The sequence below is a fragment of the Enterobacter cloacae complex sp. SHL020 genome, from assembly GCF_049236945.1.
Classification (GTDB): Bacteria; Pseudomonadota; Gammaproteobacteria; order Enterobacterales; family Enterobacteriaceae; genus Enterobacter; species Enterobacter dykesii.
Map to the genome: position 1 here is coordinate 176,896 of NZ_JBMKJF010000001.1, position 25,249 is coordinate 202,144.

The following is a 25,249-nucleotide window of genomic DNA, read 5'->3' on the forward strand; positions in this document are numbered from 1 at the left end:
TGCTAACCTTGTTTGTTGTACCAGGAGCATGAATATGAAAAACAAAGATGAACAAACCGGATTAGTGGGGCTGGCGATTGGGGCCGCCGTAATTGGGCTGGTTTCCGCCCAGAAACCGATCCATCGCAACAGTATTGTGGATGAACTGGTCAGGCTCGGCAGGCAAAAAGGCGACGGTGTAGAAGATGAGGTTTTCGTTAAGGCTGCCGAGCTGGTGAGAAAAGGGGTATAGCCCATGGCTGAAAGACGTAATGCGAAGTGCCATTGCGGGGCGGTGGCGTTCACCGTTGAGCTTACAGATGGCCTGAACACCGCGCGGCGCTGCAGCTGTTCCTTTTGTCGCATGCGGGGCGCGGTCGTCGTCTCTGCGCCGTTGTCAGGGATTAAGGTGACCAAAGGTGAGGATAAGCTCACCGAGTACCGCTTTAACACGGGAACGGCACGGCATTTCTTCTGTTCGGTGTGCGGGATCTACACGTTCCATCAGCGGCGTTCTAACCCAAACGAATATGGCGTGAATGTCGCCTGTTTTGAAAACGTTTCACCTTTTGATTTTTCAGAGGTGAAGGTGATGGACGGTGTTAACCATCCCATGGATGGGGAAAGTGGGGTATTTGGTTATCTCTCTTTTCGCGAGAAAGGGGAAGAGCAGGCATGATTGCCGCCTGGCCACTCTTTAATCAGCCTGGCTATAGTGGAAAATGGTTATCTGATACAGGAGAAACTATGCTCTGTGTTGAAAAAGACGATCCGCGTGAGGCCCCTGAGTCAGGGGATAAAAAGCCTCAACCTGTGAAAAAATAACGCGACATACGCGTTTACCCGCCACCGGCACTGCTGGTGGCTTTTTATTTTCTGGAACACGGTCAACTGCCATCCAGATGGTTTAACAGCGCGCCGAGATGCCCGACAATATCACCAAAATCAAAAATTAACGCCATCCACAACAATGCTAAAAGGGTAAGTACGACAAGGGATATACGACCAAACAACGCTGTTATCCTTAGTGACGAAAGGGCTATCACCGGAGTTTAACCCGCTTGTTTTCAACTTTCCCTCAACCAATCTCTTTCTTAAACTGTCTTTTGTGACAAATGTCATAAAAAAGCGAGCCCGCATAATTATGCGGGCTCTGACCATCAGAACTGGTAAACCAGGCCTAACGCTACAACGTCATCGGTGCTGATGCCGTTGTCTTTGTAGAAGCTGTCATCTTCATCCAGCAGGTTGATTTTGTAATCAACGTAGGTGGACATGTTTTTGTTGAAGTAATAGGTGACCCCTACGTCAGCATATTTAACCAGATCCTGGTCGCCCTGGCCGTTGCCCAGGCCCTTACCTTTCGACTGCAGGTAGGAAAGGGACGGGCGCAGGCCGAAGTCGAACTGGTACTGCGCGGTCACTTCGAAGTTCTGGGTTTTGTTCGCCACGGCGTCGGTATTATCACCATACGGCGTCATATTGCGGGTTTCAGAATACATGGCCGCCAGATAGATGTTATTGGCGTCATACTTCAGGCCCGCCGTCCATGCATCCGCTTTGTCACCACCCGCAGTGGTATTCATGACCTGCTCGTTGGTACGGTCAGAAGAGGTATACGCGGCCCCTGCAGTAATCCCCATGCCAAAGTCATAGGTTGTGGAGATACCAAAGCCATCACCGTTCTCGTGACGCGTGTCGCGACCGTTGTTGGTGCCTTCCTGGTTGTTGCTGGCGTCTTCATTTTTGCCCTGGTACTGCAGCGCAAAGTTCAGGCCCTGCACCAGACCGTAGAAGTCGGTGTTACGGTAGGTTGCCACACCGTTGGCGCGGCCGGTCATGAAGTTGTCGGCTTTGGTGTAGGAGTCGCCACCAAATTCAGGCAGCATATCGGTCCAGCCTTCCACGTCGTACAGCACGCCATAGTTACGGCCGTAATCGAAGGAGCCGTAGTCGCCCACCTTCACACCGGCGAAGGCCAGACGCGTCCAGGACTGATTATCAGACCCTTCCGTGTTATTCGCCTGGATGTTGTATTCCCACTGTGCGTAACCGGTCATCATGTCGTTGATCTGGGTTTCACCCTTGAAACCCAGACGCATATAGGTTTGATCGCCGTCAGCACCTTTGTTATCGGAAAAGTAATGCAGACCATCTACTTTTCCGTACAGATCTAATTTGTTGCCATCTTTATTATAAATCTCTGCTGCATGAGTTGCGCCAGCCATTAACAGAGCCGGAATCATCAGGGCCAGTACTTTTCTTTGCATTGTGATATTCCTTTGCAGTTGTTTTTATTTAATTACCTGTTGAACTTTCAGAATGAGAAAGTTGTCTCATGCTAAATCACTCCCGTGAAGGAGTAATAAAATATAATTGTTACGAACTAAGTAAAATCTAAACCGAATAAATCGGCGGTAATGGTCATTGATTTGATGAATGATTTAAAAGTTTATATATTAAATTAAAATTATTAAACAGGGTTTAATTAAGGTAATGTTGAAGGCGTTATATGCCTGTAAGATGATTAATCCATAATTAACGTGAATGCTATTAAGAGAACTAAATAGATATTCAATAATTAGCTGGATTCGCCCGGTGTGAATACGCCGGGCTTTTTTTATGGCAAAAAAATGCCCGGACAAGCCGGGCAGAGGAACTAGTCGCTGGTCGGTTTTTCGGCTTTACCCGCCATCTGCGCAAGGAAGTCATAGCGTTTTTGCAGGTCAGCAGCGGCATCTTTCCAGAGCTGCCCGGCCACTTCCGGCTGCTGGGCGTTAAGGCGACGGAAGCGCTGTTCCTGCATTAACGTCTCGGCCAGTGCGTCCGACGGCGGACGCGAATCCAGCGCCAGCGGTAATTTACCCTCGTCTGCACGACGCGGGTCGAACCGGTACAGCGGCCAGAAGCCGGTTGCGGTCAGCTGGCGCATCTGGTCGTGGCTGAGAGCCAGATCGTAGCCATGCTCTTCGCAAGGGCTGTAGGCGATGATCAGCGACGGGCCAGGATACGCTTCCGCTTCCTGAATCGCTTTCACCGTCTGGTTAAGCTGGGCACCCAGCGAGATTTGCGCGACGTAAACGTGACCGTACATCATCATGCTCACGCCGAGATCTTTGCGCGCCTTGCGTTTACCGTGTTCGCCGAATTTCGTTACTGCGCCTAACGGCGTCGCTTTCGACGCCTGGCCGCCGGTATTGGAATAACACTGCGTATCCAGAACCAGGATGTTGACGTTTTCGGTCAGGCTCAACACGTGATCCAGCCCGCCAAAGCCGATATCGTAAGCCCAGCCGTCACCGCCAATCAGCCAGATTGATTTTTCGACCAGGGCGTCAGCGTCGGTCAGCAGCTGTTCAGCCCCCGTCACGCCCTGCAGCGTGCGGCGCAGCTCAGCAACCTGCTCACGGCGTTCTTCTGGCGTCGCGTCCGCGTGAAGCGCGTCATTGAGCTCAGCGGGGATCTGCCCGGCAAACTGTTCCAGCAGGCGCATTACGCGCGTCCGGTGCTGATCGACGGTCAGGCGGAAGCCCAGGCCGAATTCGGCGTTGTCCTCGAATAGCGAGTTTGCCCACGCCGGACCGCGCCCATTCGCGTCGGTGGTGTACGGCGTAGAAGGCAAATTGCCCCCGTAGATGGATGAACAGCCGGTAGCGTTGGCAATCAGCATCCGGTCACCGTACAGCTGGGTAAGCAGCTTGATATACGGCGTTTCACCGCAGCCGGAGCAGGCGCCAGAGTACTCAAACAGCGGCGTAATCAGCTGTGACGTACGAATATCAATACGTTCCAGTTTGCTGCGATCGATTTCCGGCAGATTCAGGAAGAAGTCATAATTGACCTTCTCCTCTTCAACGTGCTCCAGACGCGACATCATATTGATGGCTTTGATCTCCGGATCCTGCCTGTCTTTCGCCGGACAGACCTCGACACACAGGTTACAGCCGGTGCAATCTTCCGGCGCGACCTGCAGAACGTATTTCTGTCCGCGCATATCGCGAGACTTCACATCCAGCGAATGCAGGCTGGCTGGTGCAGTTTCCATCTCTTCCGGTGAAACCACTTTGGCACGAATGGCAGAGTGCGGGCAGGCCGCAACGCAGTGGTTGCACTGGGTACACAGCTCTTCTTTCCAGATGGGGATCGCTTCGGCGATGTTGCGTTTTTCCCAGCGGGTCGTACCCATCGGCCAGGTGCCATCCGGCGGTAGCGCAGAGACGGGCAGGGCATCGCCCAGGCCGGCCAGCATCGCCGCCGTCACGGTCTTCACGAAATCGGGCGCCGCGTCGGACACCACCGGAGGGCGGTTCGGGCTTGCGGCATCCACCGGCTGCAGCGGTACCTCATACAGCGATTCGCGCGCCAGCGCCAGCGCCTGCCAGTTTCGCTCGACCAGCTCCTGGCCCTTGCTGCTGTAGCTCCTGGCAATCGCCCCCTGCAGCTCCACCAGCGCGCTGTCGCCCGGCAGGATATTGGTCAGATGGAAGAAGGCCATCTGCATTACGGTATTAATACGCGCAGCAAGGCCACATTCGCGGGCAATTTTTGCGGCGTTGACCACGTAGAAACGGGCTTTTTTCTGGTTCAGCACCGCCTGAACTTCCTGCGGCAGTCGACCCCAGACTTCGTCTGCGCTGTACGGCGTATTGAGGAGGAAAATGCCGCCGGGCTTCAGGCGCTCGGCCATCTGGTATTTATCGATGAACTGCAGCTGGTGGCAGCCAACAAAATCGGCCTGAGAAATAAGATACGCAGAGCGGATGGGCTGTTCGCTCACGCGCAGGTGGGAAACGGTCAGGCCGCCTGCTTTTTTGGAGTCATAGACGAAGTAACCCTGGGCGTACCACGGCGTTGAGTTGCCGATGATTTTGATGTTGTTTTTGGTCGCGGAGACGCTGCCGTCGCTGCCCAGACCATAGAACAGCGCCTCAAGTTTGGCGGTCGAGGGCAGGGTGTTTTCCGGCAGCGACAGGGACAGGTTTGTCACATCATCATAAATGCCGACGGTAAAGCGCGGCTTGGGTTTCGCTTCGCTTAACTCGTTGAATACCGCCAGCACGCAGTCCGGCCCAAACTCCTTGGAGGACAAACCATAGCGCCCCCCGATAACGCGCGGCAGCGTTTCACGCTCGCCCTGATTAAAGGCTTCTGCCAGGGCCGTCATCACATCCAGATAGAGGGGTTCCGCCTGCGCGCCAGGCTCTTTGGTACGATCGAGCACCGCCACAGCGCGCGCGCTTTCAGGCAGCGCCGAAAGCAGATGTTTAGCCGAGAACGGGCGATAGAGACGTACCTTAAGCACGCCAACTTTTTCGCCGCGCGTCAGCAGCTCGTCAACCACCTCTTCACAGGTCCCAATGGCTGACCCCATCAGCACGATCACCCGTTCCGCCTGCGGATGGCCGTAGTACTCAAACGGTTTGTACTCCCGGCCGGTTGCGGCGGCAAAATCATTCATTGCCTGTTCAACATGGTCGTAAACCACGTTGTACCAGGGGTTTGTGGCCTCGCGGGACTGGAAATAGGTATCCGGGTTCGCCGATGTCCCGCGAATAACCGGGTGTTCAGGATTAAGAGCACGGGCGCGATGCGCGTCGATTTCCGCCTGCGGCAGCAGACTCAGGATAGTATCGTCGGCCAGCGGGACGATTTTGTTGATTTCGTGAGAGGTGCGGAAACCATCAAAGAAGTGAATAAACGGCACGCGGCTTTTGAGCGTGGCGATATGCGAAATTAAGGCAAAGTCCTGCGCTTCCTGAACGCTGCTGGCGCATAGCATCGCGCAGCCGGTCTGGCGCACGGCCATCACGTCAGAGTGATCGCCAAAGATAGAGAGCGCGTGGGTGGCAACGGTACGCGCGGCAACGTGCAGTACGAAGGGCGTCAGCTGGCCGGCGAGTTTGTAAAGCGTAGGGATCATTAACAGTAATCCCTGTGAGGAGGTAAACGACGTGGAAAGCGCGCCGGTCTGAAGCGCACCGTGTACCGTGGCAATCGCGCCGGCTTCAGACTGCATCTCAACCACTCTCGGGACATCGCCCCAGACGTTTTTTAACCCGTTACCCGCCCAGGCATCCGCCTGCTCGGCCATGGTAGAACTTGGCGTAATCGGGTAGATGGCGATAACTTCACTGGTGCGAAACGCGACTGAGGCAACTGCACCATTACCGTCAATAGTTTGCATAGGACGACACCCTTACATTGCGCAAAAAATAGGGGTCTGTATTACGGCAACAAACCCTGAATATTATCTGTGTATTCTAGCAAACGGGGGATTTTACGATTTTCGCTTTTGTGTCCTTGGTATTCTTGCCATCAATGAGTAGATCAAACTTTTGGCGAAAAAATTGCGAGAATTTGTTTCTGTAGCGCATAAATACGCACTTCCGCTCTCGACGACACGGGATGTGATGCCTATTATGCATAGGTTTCGTATTATTCATGGGGGAGAGAGCATGCGCTCAGCATTTTGGGTAGGGTGTGCCGCGTTATTGTTGTCGGCATGTAGCAGTGAACCAGTCCAGCAGGCAACGGCAGCCCACGTGGCGCCGGGAATGAAAGCGGCAATGTCCAGTTCAGGTCAGGCCAACTGCGCGATGATTGGCGGTTCGCTGTCTGTCGCCCGCCAGCTTGATGGTTCTGCTATTGGGATGTGCGCCTTGCCAAACGGCAAACGCTGTAGCGAACAGTCGCTTGCCGTTGGAAGCTGCGGTAACTACTGATTATTCTACACGCTTAAACATCAGCGTTGTATCGGCTGTCGCCAGCGTTAACTGGTCCTCAGTCAGGTCGACCTGCGCCCCTTTGCGCAGCATGTCGCCGATGGTCTGATCCAGCTCATTCAGCTGCTGCTCGGTACAGAGCTTACGCGTCATGGCCAGCGTTTTAACCTTAAGCTCGCCTTCGGACAATTTCCCCTGCCCGTTGAAACGGTTACACATCTGGCCGGAAACGCTGATGTTATTCACCAGGCTGATATCTGGCAGCGCGCTAAAACCGATCTCAGGTTGCGTTGTCGCGGTCTTCACGGCCTTACCGTTTACGTTTTCCAGCACAAAGCGGTGGTTTTTAAGTTGCTCCGGCTGTACGGAGGCTTTACCCGGATTAACGCAGCCGGTAAGGACAAGACTAATAACGCTTAACGCAATGAGCTTTTTCATTTTTCTTCTCAAACTATAAGTACCGTGAATCTTTTTCCAGTGTAACGATACTCTGCCGTGCGTTAATGGGGTTTATCTGAAAGTGCGGGGAGAAGTACCGGGCAACGCAGCGGTTGCCCGGAATGACGTTAATGCGATTTAAATCCTGCCGCCGTCATCAGCATGCGGAAGAGCATACTGACAGCAGCCAGCGCCAGTACGCTGCCGCCCCAGATAATGGCCAGCCACAGTAATCTTTTCCAGACAGGTTGTTGCATCAGTGATAACCCTCCCCATGCTGAACTTTGCCGCGAAACACGTAGTAGCTCCAGAAGGTGTAGACCAGAATAACGGGAATGATCAACAGCGCGCCCACCAGCATAAAGCCCTGGCTTTGCGTCGGTGCGGCGGCCTGCCACAGGGTGATCGACGGTGGAATAATATGCGGCCAGATGCTGATCCCAAGCCCGCTAAAACCGAGGAATATCAGCCCCAGCGTCAGAATAAACGGACGGCTATGGCTGGCGGGATTATTCAGGCAGCGCCACTGGTAGAGGCTAAAAATCACCACCAGAGCAGGGACCGGCAGCAGATAAAACAGATTCGGCAGCGTAAACCAGCGCGCAGCGATGGCCGGTTGCGCCAGCGGCGTCCAAAGGCTGATCGCCGCAATAAACGCCAGCAGCACGATTAACAGCGTTTTCGACACCTCACGCATCCGCTGCTGCAGCGCGTTTTCGCTTTTCATCACCAGCCAGGTGGAGCCTAACAGCGCATAGGCCACCACCAGCCCCGCGCCGCAAAACAGATTAAACGCGGTAAACCAGTCAAAGGGGCCACCGGTATAGGCCCGGCCGGTGACGGTAAAGCCGTTAATGACGGCGCCTACCGTCACGCCCTGGGTGAACGTTGCCAGAATGGAACCGCCTATAAACGCCTTATCCCAGAAAGGGCGGTGGGCTGGCGTGGCTTTAAAGCGAAACTCAAAAGCCACCCCGCGGAAAATAAGTCCGATCAGCATTAATGTTAGCGGAATGGTCAGGGCATCAACGATTACTGCATACGCCAGCGGAAATGCGCCGAACAGAGCGGCACCGCCAAGCACCAGCCAGGTTTCATTTCCGTCCCAGACCGGCGCGACGCTGTTGACCATTACGTCGCGATCGTCGGCGTTCTGCGTGGCAGGGAACAGAATGCCAATCCCCAGATCAAAACCGTCCATCACGATATACATCAGCGTGGCGAAGACGATGATCACAAACCAGATAATGGAAAGATCGATACCCATTATGGCTGCTCCTTATGTTCAGTTGTGACGGCAGAAAGCGGGCGCGCCGGACGTCCGTCGGACTCGGTAGCGAAAGTTTCATGCGGCTGCGGGCCTTTTCGGATGAGGCGTACCATATAGCTGTAACCCACGCCGAATACCGAGGTATAGACGACGAAGAAGGCCAGCAGGCTCACGCTCATATGCAGGTCACCGTGGGCAGACACCGCATCCTTCGTTCGCTGGAGTCCGTAGACCACCCACGGCTGGCGGCCTACTTCGGTGGTGATCCACCCGGCCAGGATGGCAATCAGCCCGGATGGCCCCATCAGCAGCGCAAACCACAGGAAAGGGCGCGACGAATAAACGCGTTTTTTGTAGCGCAGCCAGAGTGCCGTCACCCCGAGCAGCAGCATCAGCATGCCCAGGCCCGCCATGATGCGGAACGACCAGAAGACGATGGTGGAATTCGGGCGATTTTCCTTCGGAAACTCTTTGAGTGCCGGAACCTGTTTATCCAGACTGTGCGTCAGGATAAGACTCCCCAGCGCCGGGATCTCCAGCCCAAATCGGGTGCGCTCCTGTTCCATATCCGGCCAGCCAAACAGCAGTAGCGGGGTAGGCTCACCCGGCGGGTTTTCCCAGTGGCCTTCAATGGCGGCAATCTTGGCGGGCTGATGCTTTAAGGTGTTTAACCCGTGCATATCGCCAACCATGGCCTGAATGGGGGCGACTATCAGCGTCATCCACAGCGCCATAGAAAACATCGCCCGGATGGCAGGAGTATTATTCCCGCGCAGCAGGTGCCATGCCGCGGATGCGCCCACAAACAGGGCGCTGCTCAGGAATGCGGCTATCGACATATGCAGCAGGCGGTAAGGGAAGGAGGGGTTAAACACCACGGCGAACCAGTCCACCGGTACCACCTGGCCGTTGACGATCTCATAGCCCTGCGGGGTCTGCATCCAGCTGTTCGACGAGAGGATCCAGAAGGTGGAGATAATGGTGCCCAACGCCACCATGCAGGTGGCGAAGAAGTGCAGACCCGGCCCAACTTTGTTCCAGCCGAACAGCATCACGCCGAGGAACCCGGCCTCGAGGAAGAAGGCGGTCAGCACTTCATAGGTCAGCAGCGGGCCGGTAATGCTGCCCGCAAACTGTGAAAAGCCGCTCCAGTTGGTGCCAAACTGGTAGGCCATCACCAGCCCGGAGACCACGCCCATGCCAAAGTTGACGGCAAAAATCTTCGACCAGAAATGGTACAGCGAGCGCCAGACCGGATTTTTTGTTTTCAGCCACAGCCCTTCGAGCACGGCAAGATAGCTTGCCAGGCCGATGGTGATCGCCGGGAAAATAATGTGAAAGGATACGGTAAAGGCAAACTGTATCCGTGCAAGGTGAAAAGCATCTAAACCAAACATGCACAGCCTCAATGTCAAACGGTGTGCTGTTATGGTATAGGGGCAAAGTTCGGACTATCAGACGCAGAAAAGTGATTTTTAACCATAACAGTTGGCTTAAAACTCATGCTTTAGCCATCTGATATACCTCGAGTGAGGAATAAAAACCGTATTTTTATGAATTTTACGCATAAAACTGCTTGCCTTGTCGTCTGCGCCGTGCGTTAATGGCTTTCTGGTTTTGAGTCCAAATAAATATCTGACGTAGTTTTATAAAGCAGTTCTCATCACGTTGTGCCTCTCCGCAGCCTCTCTTGGGTCTTTATCTACTTTCCGATTCGTTTTGTTTAAAACCATTATTGCCCAATCGGCCCATTAGTAATTTACGTTTTTACGTTCACAGGAGAATCCTATGACTTCTTATATTCATTTCCGCTGCCCATGCTGTCATGGCTCGCAGTACCGTACCTCAGTCTTTGATATGTCTGAGAAAAACCCACTCGGCGCGAAATGCATCTTTTGCAAATCGTCGATGATTACGCTCGATCACCTGGCCGCCGCGCGTCAGGCGCAAAGCCACGTTACCGAGTACCGTAAGTAATTCGTTTCCCGAACCATAACAGTTAGCTAAATCTTCTCTTTTTCTCCTGCTGATATACACTGTCGGTCACAAGGAGAATTTGATGAAAAAATACCAGCGTCTGGCGCAACAAATTATCTCGCAGATTGAGCTTGGCGTATGGCTGCCGGGCGATAAGCTGCCTTCGCTGCGAGAGCAGGTGGCGAGCAGCGGCATGAGTTTTATGACCGTTGGCCACGCGTATCAGATGCTGGAAAGTCAGGGGCGTATTGTCGCCAGACCGCAGTCGGGCTATTACGTTGCCTCGCGCCCGACCGCACATCAGCCTGCTCCACCTGCCCAGGTGATGCGTGACGAAGTGGTGGATATTAATACCTACATCTTCGACGTCTTACAGGCCAGCCGCGACCCGTCCGTTGTTCCTTTTGCCTCCGCGTTTCCCGATCCCCGACTTTTCCCGCTGCAGCAGCTCAACCGCTCGCTGGCGAACGTCAGCAAAACCGCGACGGCGATGAGCGTGATTGAAAACCTGCCGCCGGGTAACGTCGATCTCCGCCATGCCATTGCCCGTCGCTATGCGCAGCAGGGAATGAACATCTCCCCGGAAGAGATTATGATCACCGCTGGCGCGCTTGAAGCGCTCAATCTCAGCCTGCAGGCGGTGACCGAGCCGGGCGACTGGGTGATCGTCGAAAACCCGTGTTTCTACGGCGCGCTGCAGGCGCTGGAACGCCTGAAGCTCAAAGCGTTGTCGATTGCGACGGACGTCCGCGAGGGGATTGACCTGAATGCCCTTGAACAGGCGCTGAAGGAGTACCCGGTTAAAGCCTGCTGGATCATGACCAACAGTCAGAACCCGCTTGGCTTTACGCTGAGCGCGGCGAAAAAAGCGCAGCTTGTCGCGCTGTTAACGCAGCACAACGTCCCCCTGATTGAAGACGATGTCTACAGCGAGCTCTATTTTGGCCGCGAAAAGCCGCTCCCGGCGAAAGCCTGGGATCGTCAGGATATGACGCTGCACTGCTCGTCCTTTTCAAAATGCCTGGTGGCCGGTTTTCGCATCGGCTGGGTTGCGGCAGGAAAACACGCGCGACGCATTCAGCAGCTGCAGCTGATGAGCACGCTCTCCACCAGCTCGCCCGTGCAGCTGGCGCTGGTGGATTACCTGGCGACCAAACGCTACGACGCCCACCTGCGCCGCCTGCGGCGTACGCTCGCCGAGCGAAAGCAGCAGGCCTGGCAGTCTCTTCTGCGCCATATGCCTGCCGGCGTCAAAATCCACCATAACGACAGCGGCTACTTTTTATGGCTGGAGCTTCCGGCGCAGCTGGATGCGGGGCTGCTCAGCGAAAAAGCCTTAACGCACCACATCAGCATTGCCCCCGGAAAGATGTTTTCCACCTCCGACGCGTGGACACCGTTCTTCCGGTTTAATACCTCCTGGGCCTGGGGAGAGCGAGAAGAGCAGGCGGTCATTCAGTTAGGAAAATTAATTAGCACGATGCTGGAATAAACTTTTCTCCGTTAATTAAATAATCAATTCTTATCCTGATGACGGCGCTGCGAATATTTCGCGGTGCCCTGTCATAGGAAATCTGCATACCGTCTTTCGCGGCTAACTCCTTGTCTATAATCCAGTTAACGGGGAATGCGCCCTCTGTCACACCTTGATGAAATTTCCTGAAGCCGTACGGTGCGGCGCATTTGCGCGGTCTACGTTTAATAAGGGAGATATTTTTACGGCACGGCTGCCGCTAAATTTCATTGCGACAGGAGTAACTCTTATGAGCAAACATTTTGCACGCAGCAGCCTGTGCGCGCTCGGCATGACTATCATGACAGCGCAAGCCGCAGAACCACCAAAGGCCATCGGCGACGGGGAAGGTCGGCTGGATATTATCGCCTGGCCGGGATACATCGAACGCGGACAGACGGATAAAAATTATGACTGGGTCACCCAGTTTGAAAAAGAGACCGGGTGTGCGGTCAACGTCAAGACGGCGGCCACGTCGGATGAAATGGTCAGCCTGATGGCGAAAGGGGGCTATGACCTGGTCACCGCCTCGGGTGACGCCTCCCTGCGCCTGATCATGGGCAAACGCGTCCAGCCCATTAACCCCGATCTTATCCCCAACTGGAAAACCCTCGACGGACGGATTGTGAAAGGGGAATGGTTTAACGTCGGCGGGAAAGTCTACGGCACGCCGTATCAGTGGGGGCCAAACCTGCTGATGTACAACACCAAAACCTTCCCGACGCCGCCTGACAGCTGGAGCGTTGTCTTTACCAAACAGGATCTGCCGGACGGTAAAACCAACCAGGGACGCGTGCAGGCGTATGACGGCCCGATTTACATCGCCGATGCCGCGCTGTTCGTCAAAGCCACGCAGCCGCAGCTGGGTATCAAAGACCCGTATCAGCTCACCGAAAAACAGTATGCCGCCGTGCTCAAGGTGCTTCGCGACCAGCACGCGCTGATCCACCGCTACTGGCATGACACCACCGTTCAGATGAGCGACTTCAAAAATGAAGGCGTCGTGGCCTCCAGCGCCTGGCCGTATCAGGCGAATGCGCTGAAGGCTGAGAACCATCCCGTTGCCACCGTCTTCCCGAAAGAGGGGGTGACCGGCTGGGCGGACACCACCATGCTGCACGCGCAGGCAAAACACCCGATGTGCGCCTACAAATGGATGAACTGGTCGCTGACGCCGAAAGTGCAGGGCGATCTGGCGGCCTGGTTTGGCTCCCTGCCCGTGGTTGCAGAAGGGTGTAAGGCCAGCACGCTGCTGGGTGATAAAGGCTGCGAAACAAACGGTTATAACGAGTTCGACAAAATCATGTTCTGGAAAACCCCCATCGCCGAAGGCGGCAAATTTGTGCCTTACAGCCGCTGGACGCAGGATTACATCGCCATCATGGGCGGTCGTTAATTTCCCGGGAGCAGAACATGACGTACGCGGTAGAGTTTAACAACGTTTCCCGTCTGTACGGCGACGTACGGGCGGTGGATGGGGTCACCATTGCTATTCGTGACGGAGAATTTTTCTCCATGCTGGGGCCTTCGGGCTCCGGCAAAACTACCTGCCTGCGTCTGATAGCGGGTTTTGAACAGCTGTCAGGCGGCACGATTTCTATCTTCGGCAAAGAGGCGAGCGAACTGCCTCCCTGGGAGCGGGATGTGAACACCGTCTTTCAGGACTACGCGCTGTTCCCGCATATGTCGATCCTCGACAATGTTGCCTACGGGCTGATGGTCAAAGGCATCGACAAGAAAAAACGCCATGCGCAGGCTCGTGATGCCCTGGAAAAAGTGGGTCTGAGCTTTGCCGTTGCCCGCAAACCTTCACAACTTTCCGGCGGCCAGCGGCAGCGTGTCGCCATCGCCCGGGCGCTGGTCAATGAGCCGCGCGTCCTGCTGCTGGATGAACCCTTAGGTGCGCTCGATCTCAAACTGCGTGAACAGATGCAGTTCGAGCTGAAGAAGCTTCAGCAGGAACTCGGCATCACCTTTATTTTTGTCACCCACGATCAGGGCGAGGCCCTTTCCATGTCAGACCGGGTGGCGGTGTTCAATAACGGGCGCATCGAGCAGGTAGATACCCCGCGCGATCTCTACATGCGTCCGCGCACGCCGTTTGTCGCCGGTTTTGTCGGCACGTCCAACGTCTTTGATGCGGGCCTTGCGCAGAAAATATGCGGCATGGAAGGCAGCTATTCCCTGCGCCCGGAACATATTCGCCTAAATGAGGGCGGAGACGTTCAGGTTCAGGGCATCGTGCAGGCCGTTCAGTATCAGGGAGCGGCCACGCGGCTGGAGCTGAAGCTCGCAGATGGTGCCAAACTGCTGGTGAGCCAGGCCAATCTCAGTGAAACCTCGTCGCTGAGCGGCATTGCGCCGGGGCAGGCGGTGATGGCGTCGTGGTCACGCGAGGCGATGATTCGCCTGCACGAGGAGAGGTGAAATGTCTATGAGTGTCGCGCATCCTCCCGCCTCGCACGGGCGCTTAAGCCGCATGACGGCGCTGTTCTGGCGTAAACCGTCGCTCGGCCTGTTCCTGCTTCTGCTCGCGCCGCTCATGTGGTTTGGCATCGTCTATTTAGGGTCGCTTCTGACCCTGCTGTGGCAAGGTTTTTACACCTTTGACGATTTCACCATGGCCGTCACGCCGGATCTGACCCTGGCGAACATTCAGGCGCTTTTCAACCCGGCAAACTACGACATCATACTGCGCACGTTAACCATGGCGATTGCGGTGACAATTGCCAGCGCCATCCTGGCCTTCCCGATGGCCTGGTACATGGCGCGATACACCCGCGGCAAGTGGAAAGCGTTTTTCTATATCGCTGTGATGCTGCCAATGTGGGCGAGCTACATCGTCAAAGCCTACGCCTGGACGCTGCTGCTGGCGAAGGATGGGGTGGCGCAGTGGTTTCTCAACCATATGGGGCTGGAGCCGATCCTGACCTCACTCCTTACGCTCCCGGCGATTGGCGGCAACACCTTGTCCACCTCCGGGCTGGGGCGGTTTCTGGTCTTCGTCTATATCTGGCTGCCGTTTATGATCCTGCCGGTCCAGGCGGCGCTGGAACGCCTGCCTGCCTCGCTACTGCAGGCCTCAGCCGACCTCGGCGCGCGTCCGCGCCAGACCTTTCGCTACGTCGTTCTGCCGCTGGCGATCCCTGGTATTGCCGCGGGCTCAATATTCACCTTTTCCCTGACGCTGGGGGATTTCATCGTTCCGCAGCTGGTGGGGCCGCCGGGCTACTTCATCGGTAATATGGTCTACTCGCAGCAGGGTGCCATTGGCAATATGCCCATGGCCGCCGCGTTCACGCTGGTGCCTATCGTGCTGATTTCTCTTTATCTGGCGTTCGTGAAACGTCTGGGAGCATTCGATGCACTCTGAACGCGCACCGCTGTTCCTGAAAGTGGCAGCCTGGGGAGGCGTCATCTTCCTGCACTTCCCGCTGCTGATTATCGCGACCTATGCCTTTAACACCGAAGACGCGGCCTTCAGCTTTCCGCCGCAGGGGCTGACGCTTAAGTGGTTTAGCGTGGCGGCGGGGCGCGGCGATATTATTGAATCCGTGACGTTGTCACTTCAGATTGCCGCGCTCTCCACCGCGATTGCCCTCGTGCTTGGCACGCTTGCTGCAGCGGCGCTGTGGCGAAGCGAGTTTTTTGGCAAGAATGCGATCTCGCTGCTGCTGCTGTTGCCGATTGCATTGCCGGGGATCATCACCGGTCTGGCGCTGCTCACGGCCTTCAAAACGATCGATCTGGAGCCGGGGTTTTTCACCATCGTGGTTGGACACGCCACCTTTTGCGTGGTGGTGGTGTTTAACAACGTGATTGCCCGGTTCAGACGCACCTCCTGGAGCCTGGTGGAAGCGTCGATGGATCTCGGGGCCGACGGATGGCAAACCTTCCGCTATGTGATGCTGCCCAATTTGGGTTCCGCGCTGCTGGCCGGGGGAATGCTGGCGTTTGCCCTGTCGTTTGACGAGATAATCGTCACAACGTTTACGGCGGGACACGAGCGCACGTTACCGCTGTGGTTGCTCAATCAGCTCGGTCGTCCGCGCGACGTGCCGGTCACCAACGTCGTAGCACTGCTGGTGATGCTGGTGACAACTATCCCCATTCTGGGAGCCTGGTGGCTAACCCGCGACGGCGAGAACATCGCCGGCAGCGGGAAATAACAGTGAATTCAACAGGAAAATGCTATGCAAACACAACTGCTGATAGAGGGAAAACTGGTAACCGGAGAGGGAGAAAAACAGCCGGTCTATAACCCGGCCACTGGAGAACTCCTGCTGGAGATTGCCGAGGCGTCAGCGGCTCAGGTCGACGCGGCGGTTCAGGCGGCCGACCGTGCTTTTGCGGAGTGGGGACAAACCACGCCGAAGACGCGCGCCGAATGCCTGCTGAAGCTCGCGGATGCGATTGAAGCGCATGGGGAGGAGTTTGCCCGGCTCGAATCTCTCAACTGCGGGAAGCCGCTGCACTGTGCTCTGGGTGATGAAATTCCGGCGGTGGTCGACGTTTTCCGTTTCTTTGCCGGGGCCGCCCGCTGTCTGAACGGGCTGGCCGCCGGGGAGTACCTTGACGGCCACACGTCGATGATCCGCCGCGATCCGGTAGGCGTGGTTGCCTCTATTGCCCCTTGGAACTATCCGCTGATGATGGCGGCCTGGAAGCTGGCCCCCGCGCTGGCGGCAGGGAACTGCGTGGTGATTAAGCCCTCAGAGATCACGCCCCTGACCGCGCTGAAGCTGGGAGAGCTGGCAAAAGATATCTTACCGGCAGGCGTTCTGAACGTCCTGTTTGGCCGGGGGAAAACGGTCGGCGATCCGCTGACCGGGCATGAAAAAGTCCGTATGGTCTCGCTGACCGGTTCGATTGCTACCGGGGAACATATCATCGGCCACACCGCGTCCTCCATTAAACGCACCCACATGGAGCTGGGCGGTAAAGCGCCGGTTATCGTCTTTGATGATGCTGACCTGGATGCGGTTGTCGAAGGGGTGCGGACGTTTGGTTTCTACAACGCCGGGCAGGACTGTACGGCGGCCTGCCGGATTTATGCCCAGAAGGGCATTTATGCCGCGCTGGTGGAAAAGCTCGGCGCAGCGGTCGCCAGCCTCAAAATGGGTGCGCCGGAGGATGCCTCTACCGAACTGGGGCCGCTCAGCTCCGCCGCCCATCTTTCACGCGTTTGTCAGGCGGTCGATGAGGCGAAAACGCTCGGTCATATCCGCGTTGTCACCGGCGGGAGCAAAAAAGAGGGGGCAGGCTACTACTTCCAGCCAACCCTGCTGGCGGGGGCAAAACAGGACGATGCCATTGTGCAGCGCGAGGTGTTTGGCCCGGTGGTGAGCGTTACCGAGTTTGACGACGAAGCGCAGGTGCTGGCCTGGGCGAACGATTCGCAGTATGGTCTGGCGTCATCGGTCTGGACCAAAGACGTGGGCCGCGCCCATCGCCTGAGTGCGCGGCTGCAGTACGGCTGCACCTGGGTGAATACCCATTTTATGTTGGTGAGCGAAATGCCGCACGGCGGCATGAAATTATCCGGCTACGGCAAAGATATGTCGGTCTACGGGCTTGAGGATTATACGGTCGTGCGGCATGTCATGATCAAACACTAAGCCCGCCATGCCTGGTCGCATGCGCGGCCAGGCGTTTCCCGCGCCCGCCATGAGTGTTACGCAAGATACTCAATTGTTATTATCCATTATTTTTAAGTGGTTATTCTGTAACGAAAAAACTTGATCTGTATCAACATATGACGCATATTGCGTGCGGTTATTTTTTCGGCTCTGGTATACAGAATGACGTTGTATCAAAAGATGTTGGTTTTTTACGCAATCATGGCTTCCATTTGCGCATTAATTACCTGGTTCCTCTCTAAAGACCGCAAACGTATCCGCCTGCTCAGCGCTTTTCTGGTGGGGTCAACCTGGCCAATGAGCTTTCCCGTTGCGCTGCTGGTCTCGCTTTTCTGAAGCACGCTTCCATTTTTAAAAGATGAATATGGCATTCCAGATACGGTAACTGTATAAATACACAGTGCATCGTAAAAGGAGTGCTTATGAACAGTTTTTACTCGCAGCAGGCCGGCTGCACCGTGCGCTGGCACGATTTGCCCGGCACCGGCGATCCCGTGGTGTTTATTCACGGGCTGGGCTGTGCCTCTTCCTATGAATATCCCCGCGTCGTTCACGACCCGCTGTTTGGCGCGCGCAGAGCGATCCTCATCGATTTGCCCGGCAGCGGCTACAGCGAAAAGCCTGAACACTACAGCTATAAAACCACCGACCAGGCGCACGTTGTGGCGGAACTGATTGACCATCTTGAGCTGGATTCCTTCTGGTTATACGGCCACAGCATGGGCGGCAGCATTGCTATCGAAACGGCAGAGCTGCTGGCGTCGCGCGTGAAGGGCCTGATGGTGTCGGAGCCTAATTTTCACGCGGGCGGGGGCATGTTCAGCCGGTCTATTGCGGCGCAAACCGAGCAGCAGTTTCTGACGCAGGGCTATGACGCCATGCTCAGCGCGGAAAAAACGGCGTGGGCAGGGTGTCTGAAGAGCAATGCGCCGTATGCCGTCTGGCGGGGCGCATCGAGCCTGGTGGCGGGCGTTGAGCCGGACTGGGAAGCGCAGTTCTTGTCACTCCCTTGTCCGGTAACGTTGATTTTCGGGGAGCTGTCTCTGCCGGATGACGATGTGGACAATCTGAAGCAAAAGGGCGTTGTGGTAAAAATTATCCCAGCGGCGGGGCATTCGATGTCGTGGGAAAACCCGTCTGCGCTGGGAAAGACGTTAGCCGAAAGTATGGCGGAGTGAGGATGGCCCGCACTGCTGCAGGCCAAAGTATCAGCGTAATAAAGACTGCAGAGCCTTCCTGGCGCCCGGCTGAACATCATGCGGATGCTGGTAATCAATATTCTCTATCGCGCGGCTATAGAGTGCAACCAGCCAGTCGTAAACGTACGCGGTGGCCGCATGCACGGGCTGTTCCCCCAGGCGCGTCAGGCGGGGCTCCGCGCTGCTGACCACCGGCGTGACGAAGATGGCCTGCCCCTTGCGGATACGGCTTGCCGGACGTGTAGCCACGGGCGTCTGGTCGTAACCCAGCCAGCCAATGAAATTGCCCATCACGGCATGCAGCTGTGCAGCGCTGCTTTTATCCGCTTCGACAATGCGCTGAAGCTGTTGAGGCAGATTAAGCCGGTAGCTGGTGACCACCAGCACATCCGCGATTTGCTGTAATACCGCAGGCTCCAGCCCAAGACGCGCGGCCGTTGCCTCGTTGCGGCTCCACTGACGCAGGTGATTTATCCAGACTCTGTGCGCCAGACGCGCTTTGTCTTTTGTCTGGAACAGGCCGGTGCTTTCCTGCGTATTCTCGGCAAACAGGTCAATCGTGTCCGTAAACAGTCCGTTCACCTGCTCCTCGCGCGGCTGCTGAACGGCGAGCAGCGTTTCAAAGGCTTTCAGCGGCGGCAACAGGCCTTCAAGCAGTTCGCCGTGGCGGGCGGCGCTGCTTTGCAGCGTGCGCACCATGCTTTCGGCTTGAGCGCGTCTTGTCCCCGGCTCTTCTACCAGCGGCGCCAGATAGCTTTGCATCAGCGATGAGAGCTCCTGTCGCAGCAAGTCTTTCAGCGTGCCGAGACGCTTCTGTCGCTGCGCGGGCAGCGTGGCCTGAGACAGCCATTCGATGACGCGCTGCATGCTGTGGCTGTCCAGCGCCTGCAGCGTGCCCCAGCGTAAACCCGGCTTTCCGAGCAGATGCTGTACGGCTTCATCGAGATTCTGCCGGGTGGTAAAGCGGGCGTCGTGAGGGGTAATCGCCCATACCAGCCCCGGCAGGGCAGATTCTTCAGCAGGCTGCGTCTCCTTGACCCAGTTCATTAACACTTTTGCTTTTTTGGCCGTCTGCTCGTGCTGCGCCGTCGCATTGCAAATCACCAGCACATCCGGCTGAAGCTGTTGACGGTAATGCTCGAGCAGCCACTGGGACTTCGCCTGGCGTAGCGGGTCGGCACGGTTATCTTCAAAGACCGGAATATCAATAATATCGACGTTATCCAGCGCGCCGTTCTCAACCGGCAGCACCAGCTCGCGGGTCAGGAAGGCCAGCACGTCGACGGGGATGCTGATGGCGTTTAGCATTTCACCGCTATTTAACGGATGAAGCAGCGTCTCCTGCGCGTCCTGGAGATCTAACGTGCCGTCGTGCGTCAGGAAACCCTCACCCGGCAGGCCAAAGCTGTCCACCAGCAGGCTAAGCGGGGCAGCAAGCTCCCCGGCATGGCTGGTCTGGTGCAGCACATGGGCCAGTTTTAACCACTGCTGGGTCAACTCCTGCTGCTCGCCCCAGAGCAGCGACCAGACGCTGGCCCGCGTGCTGAGATCGAGTGAAGGCACCAGCCGGGCGAACTCATGCCACAGGGCATCATCAATTTGCTGTTTCGCGGCGGGTACGGTGCTTTGCCAGAAGCGGGCTATCGCCCCCACTTCCTGAGCCGTGATGCCGGGCACGCCCTGCGGCTGGCGCAGCCCGCGCCATTTGTCCAGACGTGTCTCAATGACCGCCTTATCCACCGCGCGCATCTGCGAATGCAGCGTTGTGCGGGCAATAAACAGCTGTACCAGCTCGGCCTCGGTGACCAGGCTAAGACGCAGCGGGAACGCCTCATCCGCCACCTCCGGGCTTTCCGGCGTGAAGCGGACGGCCATGTTGGTCAGGGCATGTCCCGGATTGATGTGCGAAAAATAGTCAAAGGTGCGCTGGCCCGGCGTTACGTTCAGGCGTCCATTACCGCTGCCGCACAGGGACAACAGCAGATGGGCTTTCGCGCTCTGGGAATGGCCGTAAAGCCCAATGCTGCTCGGGCGGGTCATGGCGCGTTCAATGGCCTGTTCCCGCGCCTGCGCCGCGTTGATGCGAGCGAGCAGGGCGTCAGCATCGTTATCCAGCACAGGGGCGTTCAGGCGCGTCTCATTAATCCACCCGATTAAGGCCTGAGTGGTGGTCGTCGTCGCTGTCATTTCAGGTATACGCTCCCGCTGTCGATCCAGTAGTGGCTGCCGCTGTGTCGGCGATCGGCCAGGGTATTCAGTTTGAAGGTTAATGAGTCAGGGGCAACCGGCGTGCCGTCCTGCAGCCAGGCATCGCTCAGCTCGAAGGCCTCAGGGCCTTCCTGCTTGCTGCCGCCGCAGAGCTTCAGCCGCACGTTCAGCACGCCGTCACCGGCAATGGCTTTCGCCAGTTCAGCCGAGTTGATGCTGAGCGTGTAGAGCGGCGTGGCGGGCCAGCGCGCGTTCGCCAGCTGGCGGAATCCGAGGGTAACGTTACCGCGCAGCGGGAAGTGCAGACGCGCGTCGAGCTTCGCGCCTGGCTTATCGAGGTCGATATCCTGATACCAGACGTTTTCCTCGCGCAGGGTATTAACGGTGTTATCCAGCACGCCGAGATACCGCACGGTGGAATACGCGCCAATGTCCGCGGCTTTAAAGTTGAAGCGCGGCAGACGCAGGTCGAGCGCCAGGCTGCAGAGCATTGCCCCCACGGCGGCTGTCGATTTCGGGTTGCCAATGCGCCCCTGCTGGCTGAACGGATACCACTCGTGCACCTGGTATTTATCCAGCCAGACGATGCGGTTGACCGGCACCGGCTGCAGATGACGAATCAGCGCCTGAACGCCAGGCAGGCAGCCGGGGCGTCCGGTGATCAGCAGAACATCGCAGCTGTAATGGGATATCGCCTCGCACACCGCGTGGAGCGGCGAGGCCAGCGTAAACTGCCCGGCCAGCATCGCATCCTGCATTTCGCGGAAATTCACGTGCAGCGGCACCGCGAACAGATCAAACGCGTCTGAACCCGCAGGCAGGGCATGGTCGATCGCCTGCTGCAGATAGTTCATGACGTTGCGCGTCGGTTTCTGCGGCAGGAGATCGCCAAAGGTGGCATGCAGACCGGCCAGCGGATCGTCAACGTCGCTTGATTCCCACGCGGCAAGAATGGCATGGCCAATCGGCATAAACAGCTGAAGCGCCGTTTGCTGACGGAGTACCGCCTGGGTATCAATACGCCCGGAATCGCCGAACAGCGACGCCATCAGCAGCGAGGCGTCCGCGATACCGGATTTCTGCAGCTGCGTTTGCAGCGCGGGCAACACGTAGCGCTGAATCACGTCCAGAAGCGTATCGTCGCCCGCGACTTTGAAGCCTTCACGGAACAGCAGCTGCGGGGTGATTTTGACGTTATTGCCAGAACCGTCATCCAGCTGATAATGGGTGATCGCCATATCCGTTGTGCCGCCGCCGATGTCGATGGACGCGACGCGCAGCGCGCGGCCCGGCTGGCTACCCGGCTCAGGCTCACGGTCCGGGCGGGCCAGGGAGGCGAAGAAGGCTTCGGTCTGACCGCCAAAGCGGGAGATCGCTTCGTTATACAGCCAGACCAGCTGACCGCAGCTGGCTTCATCCCACTCCATCTGGATTTCAGGAACCGGCACCACGCTTTTATCCTGCTGTTTGCGGGTGACAAAATCCTCATCCTGCGGGTGCCATCCCATCGCTTTCCACACGATGGCGATGGCTTCAAACATGCGGCGACGGAAAATTTCGCGCTCCTGCTTTGGCATGGCCGAGGGCAGGGTCAGGATCAGGGTGCGCAGCTGGCGCGGCGATGCCGGGAAGCCCAGACGCAGGCGCGTGGCGACGCTGTTGATCTGCCCCAGCGCCTGCGCCAGCAGCTCGCACAGCATGTGCGTCATCAGCGTACTGCGGCTGTACTGCGGCGAGAAGACCGGCAACCGCTCGTCCTGCGGCAGAGTGAAGAGCGGCTCGCCGTCATCGTTCATCAGGTTCATCAGCGGAAACGCGGTGGCAAGCGGCTCACGCTGGGTTTTGCTGTTCATCTGGCTAAAGCGCCAGTCCTGCACGACCGGCGTTTCATCCCACAGGTAGCGACGCGGGCTGGAGATGCCGCTGTTGCCTTCTGTTCCCAGACGCTGCATCGCCAGCTTGCGGGCTTCATCGCCCACGCGAACAATCGACGGCCAGACAAAGGCATCTTCGCGACCGCTTTCAACCGAGAAGTGCTGCTTGCCGAAGCGCGCTTCCGAAAACTCGAGACGGCTGGTGAACAGGGGCGCATTCAGGAACTGCGGCTCGCTGAGCGAGCGGACCTGCAGCTCGGCGGTCTGGCGCAGCCCATCGTTGGCGTCGCCGTGGTCTTCAATAATGACGCCGCAGGTGTGGGTATTGCCCACGTCGAGGATCAGGTCTACCGGAATGGCTGGCGTGCTGAGCGTATGGGTAACAAATTTCACTTCCGGCACGGTGAGCTGTTCACCGAGCATGGTCAGCAGGTTAAGCCAGTGGGCCTGATATTCAAACCCGCGCATCGCCTGCTGGAGATCGCGTTCTGAACGGTTTTCAACGCCGTCGGCATACTGGGTAAACGCCTCGCGCAGCCAGCCGTCAATCCAGGTCTGGTCGAGGAAACTTTCAACTTCGTTGTCTCGCCAGGCCAGCGCGAATCGGGTCCCGTTGAGAATATCGTTTTCAACCGGGGACAGGGCGGACGTGGCGTGTTCTGCAATCTGGCTGTCAAGGGCGAGCGTGACGCGGTGCGTATTGCCCGCCGTGTCGGGTGTATCCAGCCTGCGCACCTGAACGCGGGCCCAGTTATCCGGCCCCTCAACAAAGGTTCGCGGTGGGTTGAAGCGCAGAAACGGAACCGGGAGCCAGACGCCGTCCAGCACCGCCAGGGACTGATGCAGCGGGATGGTGGTTTCCGGTTTGACCACTTCAGGCTGCCCGCCGTTCGTGCCCGGCACGGTATAGCGCCCGTTAACCAGGTCGAAATCGAGCCGCAAAAGCGGACCGTTCGCGGTTTTACGTACGAAGCGCCCGTTGCTGGCGGTGTCCTGCGGTGTCAGACCGAAATCAAGGAACTGCACGCCGCTGTTGGCAATAAGCGTGACGCTTTGTTTATAGTCGCAAAGATTTACCAGCATAAGATCAGGCACCTGCTTTCTTGAACGTCAGGGGAACGACGGTATTGGCATCATAACGGGCGCGACATTCTGCGATATCGCTGGCGCCTGCTTTACAGGCAACCTCCGGCATCGGGTAGCGGGAGCCGTCGGTGCAGCGGGCAGTACCGCGACTTTTAATCATCAGCTCGCCGTTGCTGTGCAGGCCGGAGAAGACCTCCGCGCGGCAGACAACATTGTCGCCATGGACAACCCGGGCGAAGCCTTTATTGTTCTGGATCTGATAGCGCATTGACGGCGGCTTGCCGGTGACCGGATCTTTCACGTCGAGAACCGCACGCCAGGTACCGTTCAGGAATCGCGTCGATCCCGCTTTTACCTGATTCGCTTCCATCACCATGGCGTCTTTCGGGATGGCGACAATCACCACCGGGGCAGGCTGTGGCGCAGGCGCAGGCTCTTTTTCTTTGCTTGCCAGGACCTCTGCCTGATGCAGCGGTAATTTCATGGCCAGCGGCTCAACCGCTTTGATCGGCTTTGGTGCAATCTCTACGGGCTGAGGTGCGGGCGCCGGGGCGGGCTCAGCGGAAGGGGACTGTTTTGGCCACATCAGCGGCGCGGCAACGGCGGCAACGATCACCGCGGCAACCGGAAGCGTCCACAGGGGAACGCGGCGCTTTTTCGCGACGATCGGCACAGCCGGTTCCTGAACGGGTTGCGCAACGGCCTGTGCCGGCTCAGGCTCATACAAATCTTCCGGCGTGATGCGCACCACCGTGGAAGGGGCGATCAGCGGCTCGTCGGCGTGTTCAAAGGCCACCACCGGTTCTGGCTCAGGCTCGGGTTCAGGATCTTCAATCACAACGGGGGCGGGCTCAGGGACCAGCGATTCACGCAGGCAGCCGAGGACATCGTCGCGCGCATTTTCGTTCAGGTTTACAAACCCCCAGAAGCTGATGACCGGCTTTCCGTCCACCAGGAAGAGGAAGTTTTCACCCGGGAACTGAAACGCCTTTGACAGCAGAGAGCCAAAAAGCTGCTGCGCGGTTTTGGGCGACTGGAGGCATTTCTTGCTTAATGACTCGACGCTGGCGAGCGTATTTTCCAGGTAACGCAGGGCGCGATAACGGTCATCCTCATCGGCCGCTTTCCAGCTGGTTACGCTCCCTTCAACGGGGGAATACCAGTCCACGCGGTCACCGCTGTCGTTGACCTGAGGAATAGCCAGACAGTCGACGATGGCCTGTTGTTTGCGCAACCGGAGCGCTTCCCGGATTTGTAACGCTGATTCAAAAACGGCTTGTCCGCCGCCGCCAACGGCCTGAAAGTCATCCAGGTTACCGCTGCGTAAAAGAGTTTTTGCCACGA

Annotated in this window: 22 protein-coding genes; 13 read left to right on the forward strand and 9 right to left on the reverse strand. The window is 57.2% G+C overall.

What is annotated here, in order from left to right; genetic code table 11:
* Window positions 1-34 precede the first annotated feature (34 nt).
* The 3 genes from ACOTZB_RS00860 to ACOTZB_RS00870 all read left to right on the forward strand — a co-directional run bounded on the left by ACOTZB_RS00860 (window position 35) and on the right by ACOTZB_RS00870 (window position 804).
* Complete coding sequence (locus ACOTZB_RS00860; RefSeq protein WP_023312007.1) at window positions 35-232, forward strand: hypothetical protein; 198 nt, start codon at window positions 35-37, stop codon at window positions 230-232.
* A 3-nt stretch (window positions 233-235) separates the two neighbouring features.
* Window positions 236-658 carry a GFA family protein gene (locus ACOTZB_RS00865; protein WP_063439759.1) on the forward strand — a complete coding sequence of 141 codons (423 nt, stop codon included), beginning with the start codon at window positions 236-238 and terminating at the stop codon, window positions 656-658.
* A gap of 68 nt (window positions 659-726) precedes the next feature.
* Complete coding sequence (locus tag ACOTZB_RS00870) at window positions 727-804, forward strand: hypothetical protein (RefSeq protein ID WP_223239581.1); 78 nt, start codon at window positions 727-729, stop codon at window positions 802-804.
* A gap of 335 nt (window positions 805-1,139) precedes the next feature.
* On the opposite strand, the gene ompC is transcribed toward ACOTZB_RS00870, so the two are convergent.
* Complete coding sequence (gene ompC, locus ACOTZB_RS00875) at window positions 1,140-2,249, reverse strand: porin OmpC (RefSeq protein ID WP_421626244.1); 1,110 nt, start codon at window positions 2,247-2,249, stop codon at window positions 1,140-1,142.
* 389 nt (window positions 2,250-2,638) lie between these two features.
* A complete protein-coding gene (nifJ, locus tag ACOTZB_RS00880; RefSeq protein ID WP_193806815.1) occupies window positions 2,639-6,163 on the reverse strand; it encodes a pyruvate:ferredoxin (flavodoxin) oxidoreductase in 3,525 nt (1,174 codons plus the stop codon).
* Between the two features lie 271 nt (window positions 6,164-6,434).
* On the opposite strand from nifJ, the gene ACOTZB_RS00885 reads away from it, so the two are divergent.
* Entirely contained in the window at window positions 6,435-6,701 is a 267-nt protein-coding gene (locus ACOTZB_RS00885) for a DUF333 domain-containing protein (RefSeq protein ID WP_023312003.1), read from the forward strand.
* On the opposite strand, the gene hslJ is transcribed toward ACOTZB_RS00885, so the two are convergent.
* The 4 genes from hslJ to ACOTZB_RS00905 all read right to left on the reverse strand — a co-directional run bounded on the left by hslJ (window position 6,702) and on the right by ACOTZB_RS00905 (window position 9,806).
* Entirely contained in the window at window positions 6,702-7,139 is a 438-nt protein-coding gene (hslJ, locus tag ACOTZB_RS00890) for a heat shock protein HslJ (protein WP_126328642.1), read from the reverse strand.
* A gap of 128 nt (window positions 7,140-7,267) precedes the next feature.
* On the reverse strand, window positions 7,268-7,396 hold the full coding sequence (locus ACOTZB_RS00895; RefSeq protein WP_008501283.1) for a DUF2474 domain-containing protein: 129 nt from the start codon (window positions 7,394-7,396) through the stop codon (window positions 7,268-7,270).
* Window positions 7,396-8,406 carry a cytochrome d ubiquinol oxidase subunit II gene (cydB, locus tag ACOTZB_RS00900; RefSeq protein WP_048029815.1) on the reverse strand — a complete coding sequence of 337 codons (1,011 nt, stop codon included), beginning with the start codon at window positions 8,404-8,406 and terminating at the stop codon, window positions 7,396-7,398. The genes ACOTZB_RS00895 and cydB overlap by 1 nt, the downstream gene beginning before the upstream one ends.
* Complete coding sequence (locus ACOTZB_RS00905) at window positions 8,406-9,806, reverse strand: cytochrome ubiquinol oxidase subunit I (RefSeq protein WP_421626245.1); 1,401 nt, start codon at window positions 9,804-9,806, stop codon at window positions 8,406-8,408. Before ACOTZB_RS00905 ends, cydB begins: the two co-directional genes overlap by 1 nt.
* 391 nt (window positions 9,807-10,197) lie before the next feature.
* Between ACOTZB_RS00905 and ACOTZB_RS00910 the strand changes: the two genes are divergently transcribed.
* From ACOTZB_RS00910 to ACOTZB_RS00950, 9 genes are all read left to right on the forward strand, one after another.
* Window positions 10,198-10,386 carry a hypothetical protein gene (locus tag ACOTZB_RS00910; protein WP_023335881.1) on the forward strand — a complete coding sequence of 63 codons (189 nt, stop codon included), beginning with the start codon at window positions 10,198-10,200 and terminating at the stop codon, window positions 10,384-10,386.
* Between the two features lie 82 nt (window positions 10,387-10,468).
* Window positions 10,469-11,878, forward strand: a complete 1,410-nt coding sequence (locus ACOTZB_RS00915; protein WP_421626246.1) for a PLP-dependent aminotransferase family protein — start codon at window positions 10,469-10,471, stop codon at window positions 11,876-11,878.
* A 271-nt stretch (window positions 11,879-12,149) separates the two neighbouring features.
* A complete protein-coding gene (ydcS, locus tag ACOTZB_RS00920; RefSeq protein ID WP_421626247.1) occupies window positions 12,150-13,295 on the forward strand; it encodes a putative ABC transporter substrate-binding protein YdcS in 1,146 nt (381 codons plus the stop codon).
* 17 nt (window positions 13,296-13,312) lie between these two features.
* Window positions 13,313-14,326: an ABC transporter ATP-binding protein gene (locus tag ACOTZB_RS00925; protein ID WP_064672621.1), complete on the forward strand. Its 1,014-nt coding sequence runs from the start codon at window positions 13,313-13,315 to the stop codon at window positions 14,324-14,326.
* A 1-nt stretch (window position 14,327) separates the two neighbouring features.
* Entirely contained in the window at window positions 14,328-15,272 is a 945-nt protein-coding gene (locus tag ACOTZB_RS00930; RefSeq protein WP_023311994.1) for an ABC transporter permease, read from the forward strand.
* A complete protein-coding gene (locus ACOTZB_RS00935) occupies window positions 15,262-16,068 on the forward strand; it encodes an ABC transporter permease (RefSeq protein WP_421626248.1) in 807 nt (268 codons plus the stop codon). Before ACOTZB_RS00930 ends, ACOTZB_RS00935 begins: the two co-directional genes overlap by 11 nt.
* 24 nt (window positions 16,069-16,092) lie before the next feature.
* Window positions 16,093-17,517, forward strand: a complete 1,425-nt coding sequence (patD, locus tag ACOTZB_RS00940) for an aminobutyraldehyde dehydrogenase (protein WP_348940846.1) — start codon at window positions 16,093-16,095, stop codon at window positions 17,515-17,517.
* Between the two features lie 183 nt (window positions 17,518-17,700).
* Window positions 17,701-17,874: a GhoT/OrtT family toxin gene (locus ACOTZB_RS00945; protein WP_013096478.1), complete on the forward strand. Its 174-nt coding sequence runs from the start codon at window positions 17,701-17,703 to the stop codon at window positions 17,872-17,874.
* An 86-nt stretch (window positions 17,875-17,960) separates the two neighbouring features.
* Complete coding sequence (locus ACOTZB_RS00950; protein ID WP_421626249.1) at window positions 17,961-18,716, forward strand: alpha/beta fold hydrolase; 756 nt, start codon at window positions 17,961-17,963, stop codon at window positions 18,714-18,716.
* Window positions 18,717-18,746: 30 nt separating this feature from the next.
* Here ACOTZB_RS00950 and ACOTZB_RS00955 read toward each other — a convergent pair whose 3' ends face one another.
* From ACOTZB_RS00955 to ACOTZB_RS00965, 3 genes are read right to left on the reverse strand one after another with little or no spacing between them, the layout of a single operon-like run.
* Window positions 18,747-20,924 (reverse strand): virulence factor SrfC family protein, encoded by a 2,178-nt coding sequence (locus ACOTZB_RS00955; protein WP_421626250.1) that lies wholly within the window; start codon window positions 20,922-20,924, stop codon window positions 18,747-18,749.
* On the reverse strand, window positions 20,921-23,902 hold the full coding sequence (locus ACOTZB_RS00960; RefSeq protein WP_421626251.1) for a virulence factor SrfB: 2,982 nt from the start codon (window positions 23,900-23,902) through the stop codon (window positions 20,921-20,923). The genes ACOTZB_RS00955 and ACOTZB_RS00960 overlap by 4 nt, the downstream gene beginning before the upstream one ends.
* 4 nt (window positions 23,903-23,906) lie before the next feature.
* Entirely contained in the window at window positions 23,907-25,247 is a 1,341-nt protein-coding gene (locus tag ACOTZB_RS00965) for an SrfA family protein (RefSeq protein WP_421626252.1), read from the reverse strand.
* Window positions 25,248-25,249 lie beyond the last annotated feature (2 nt).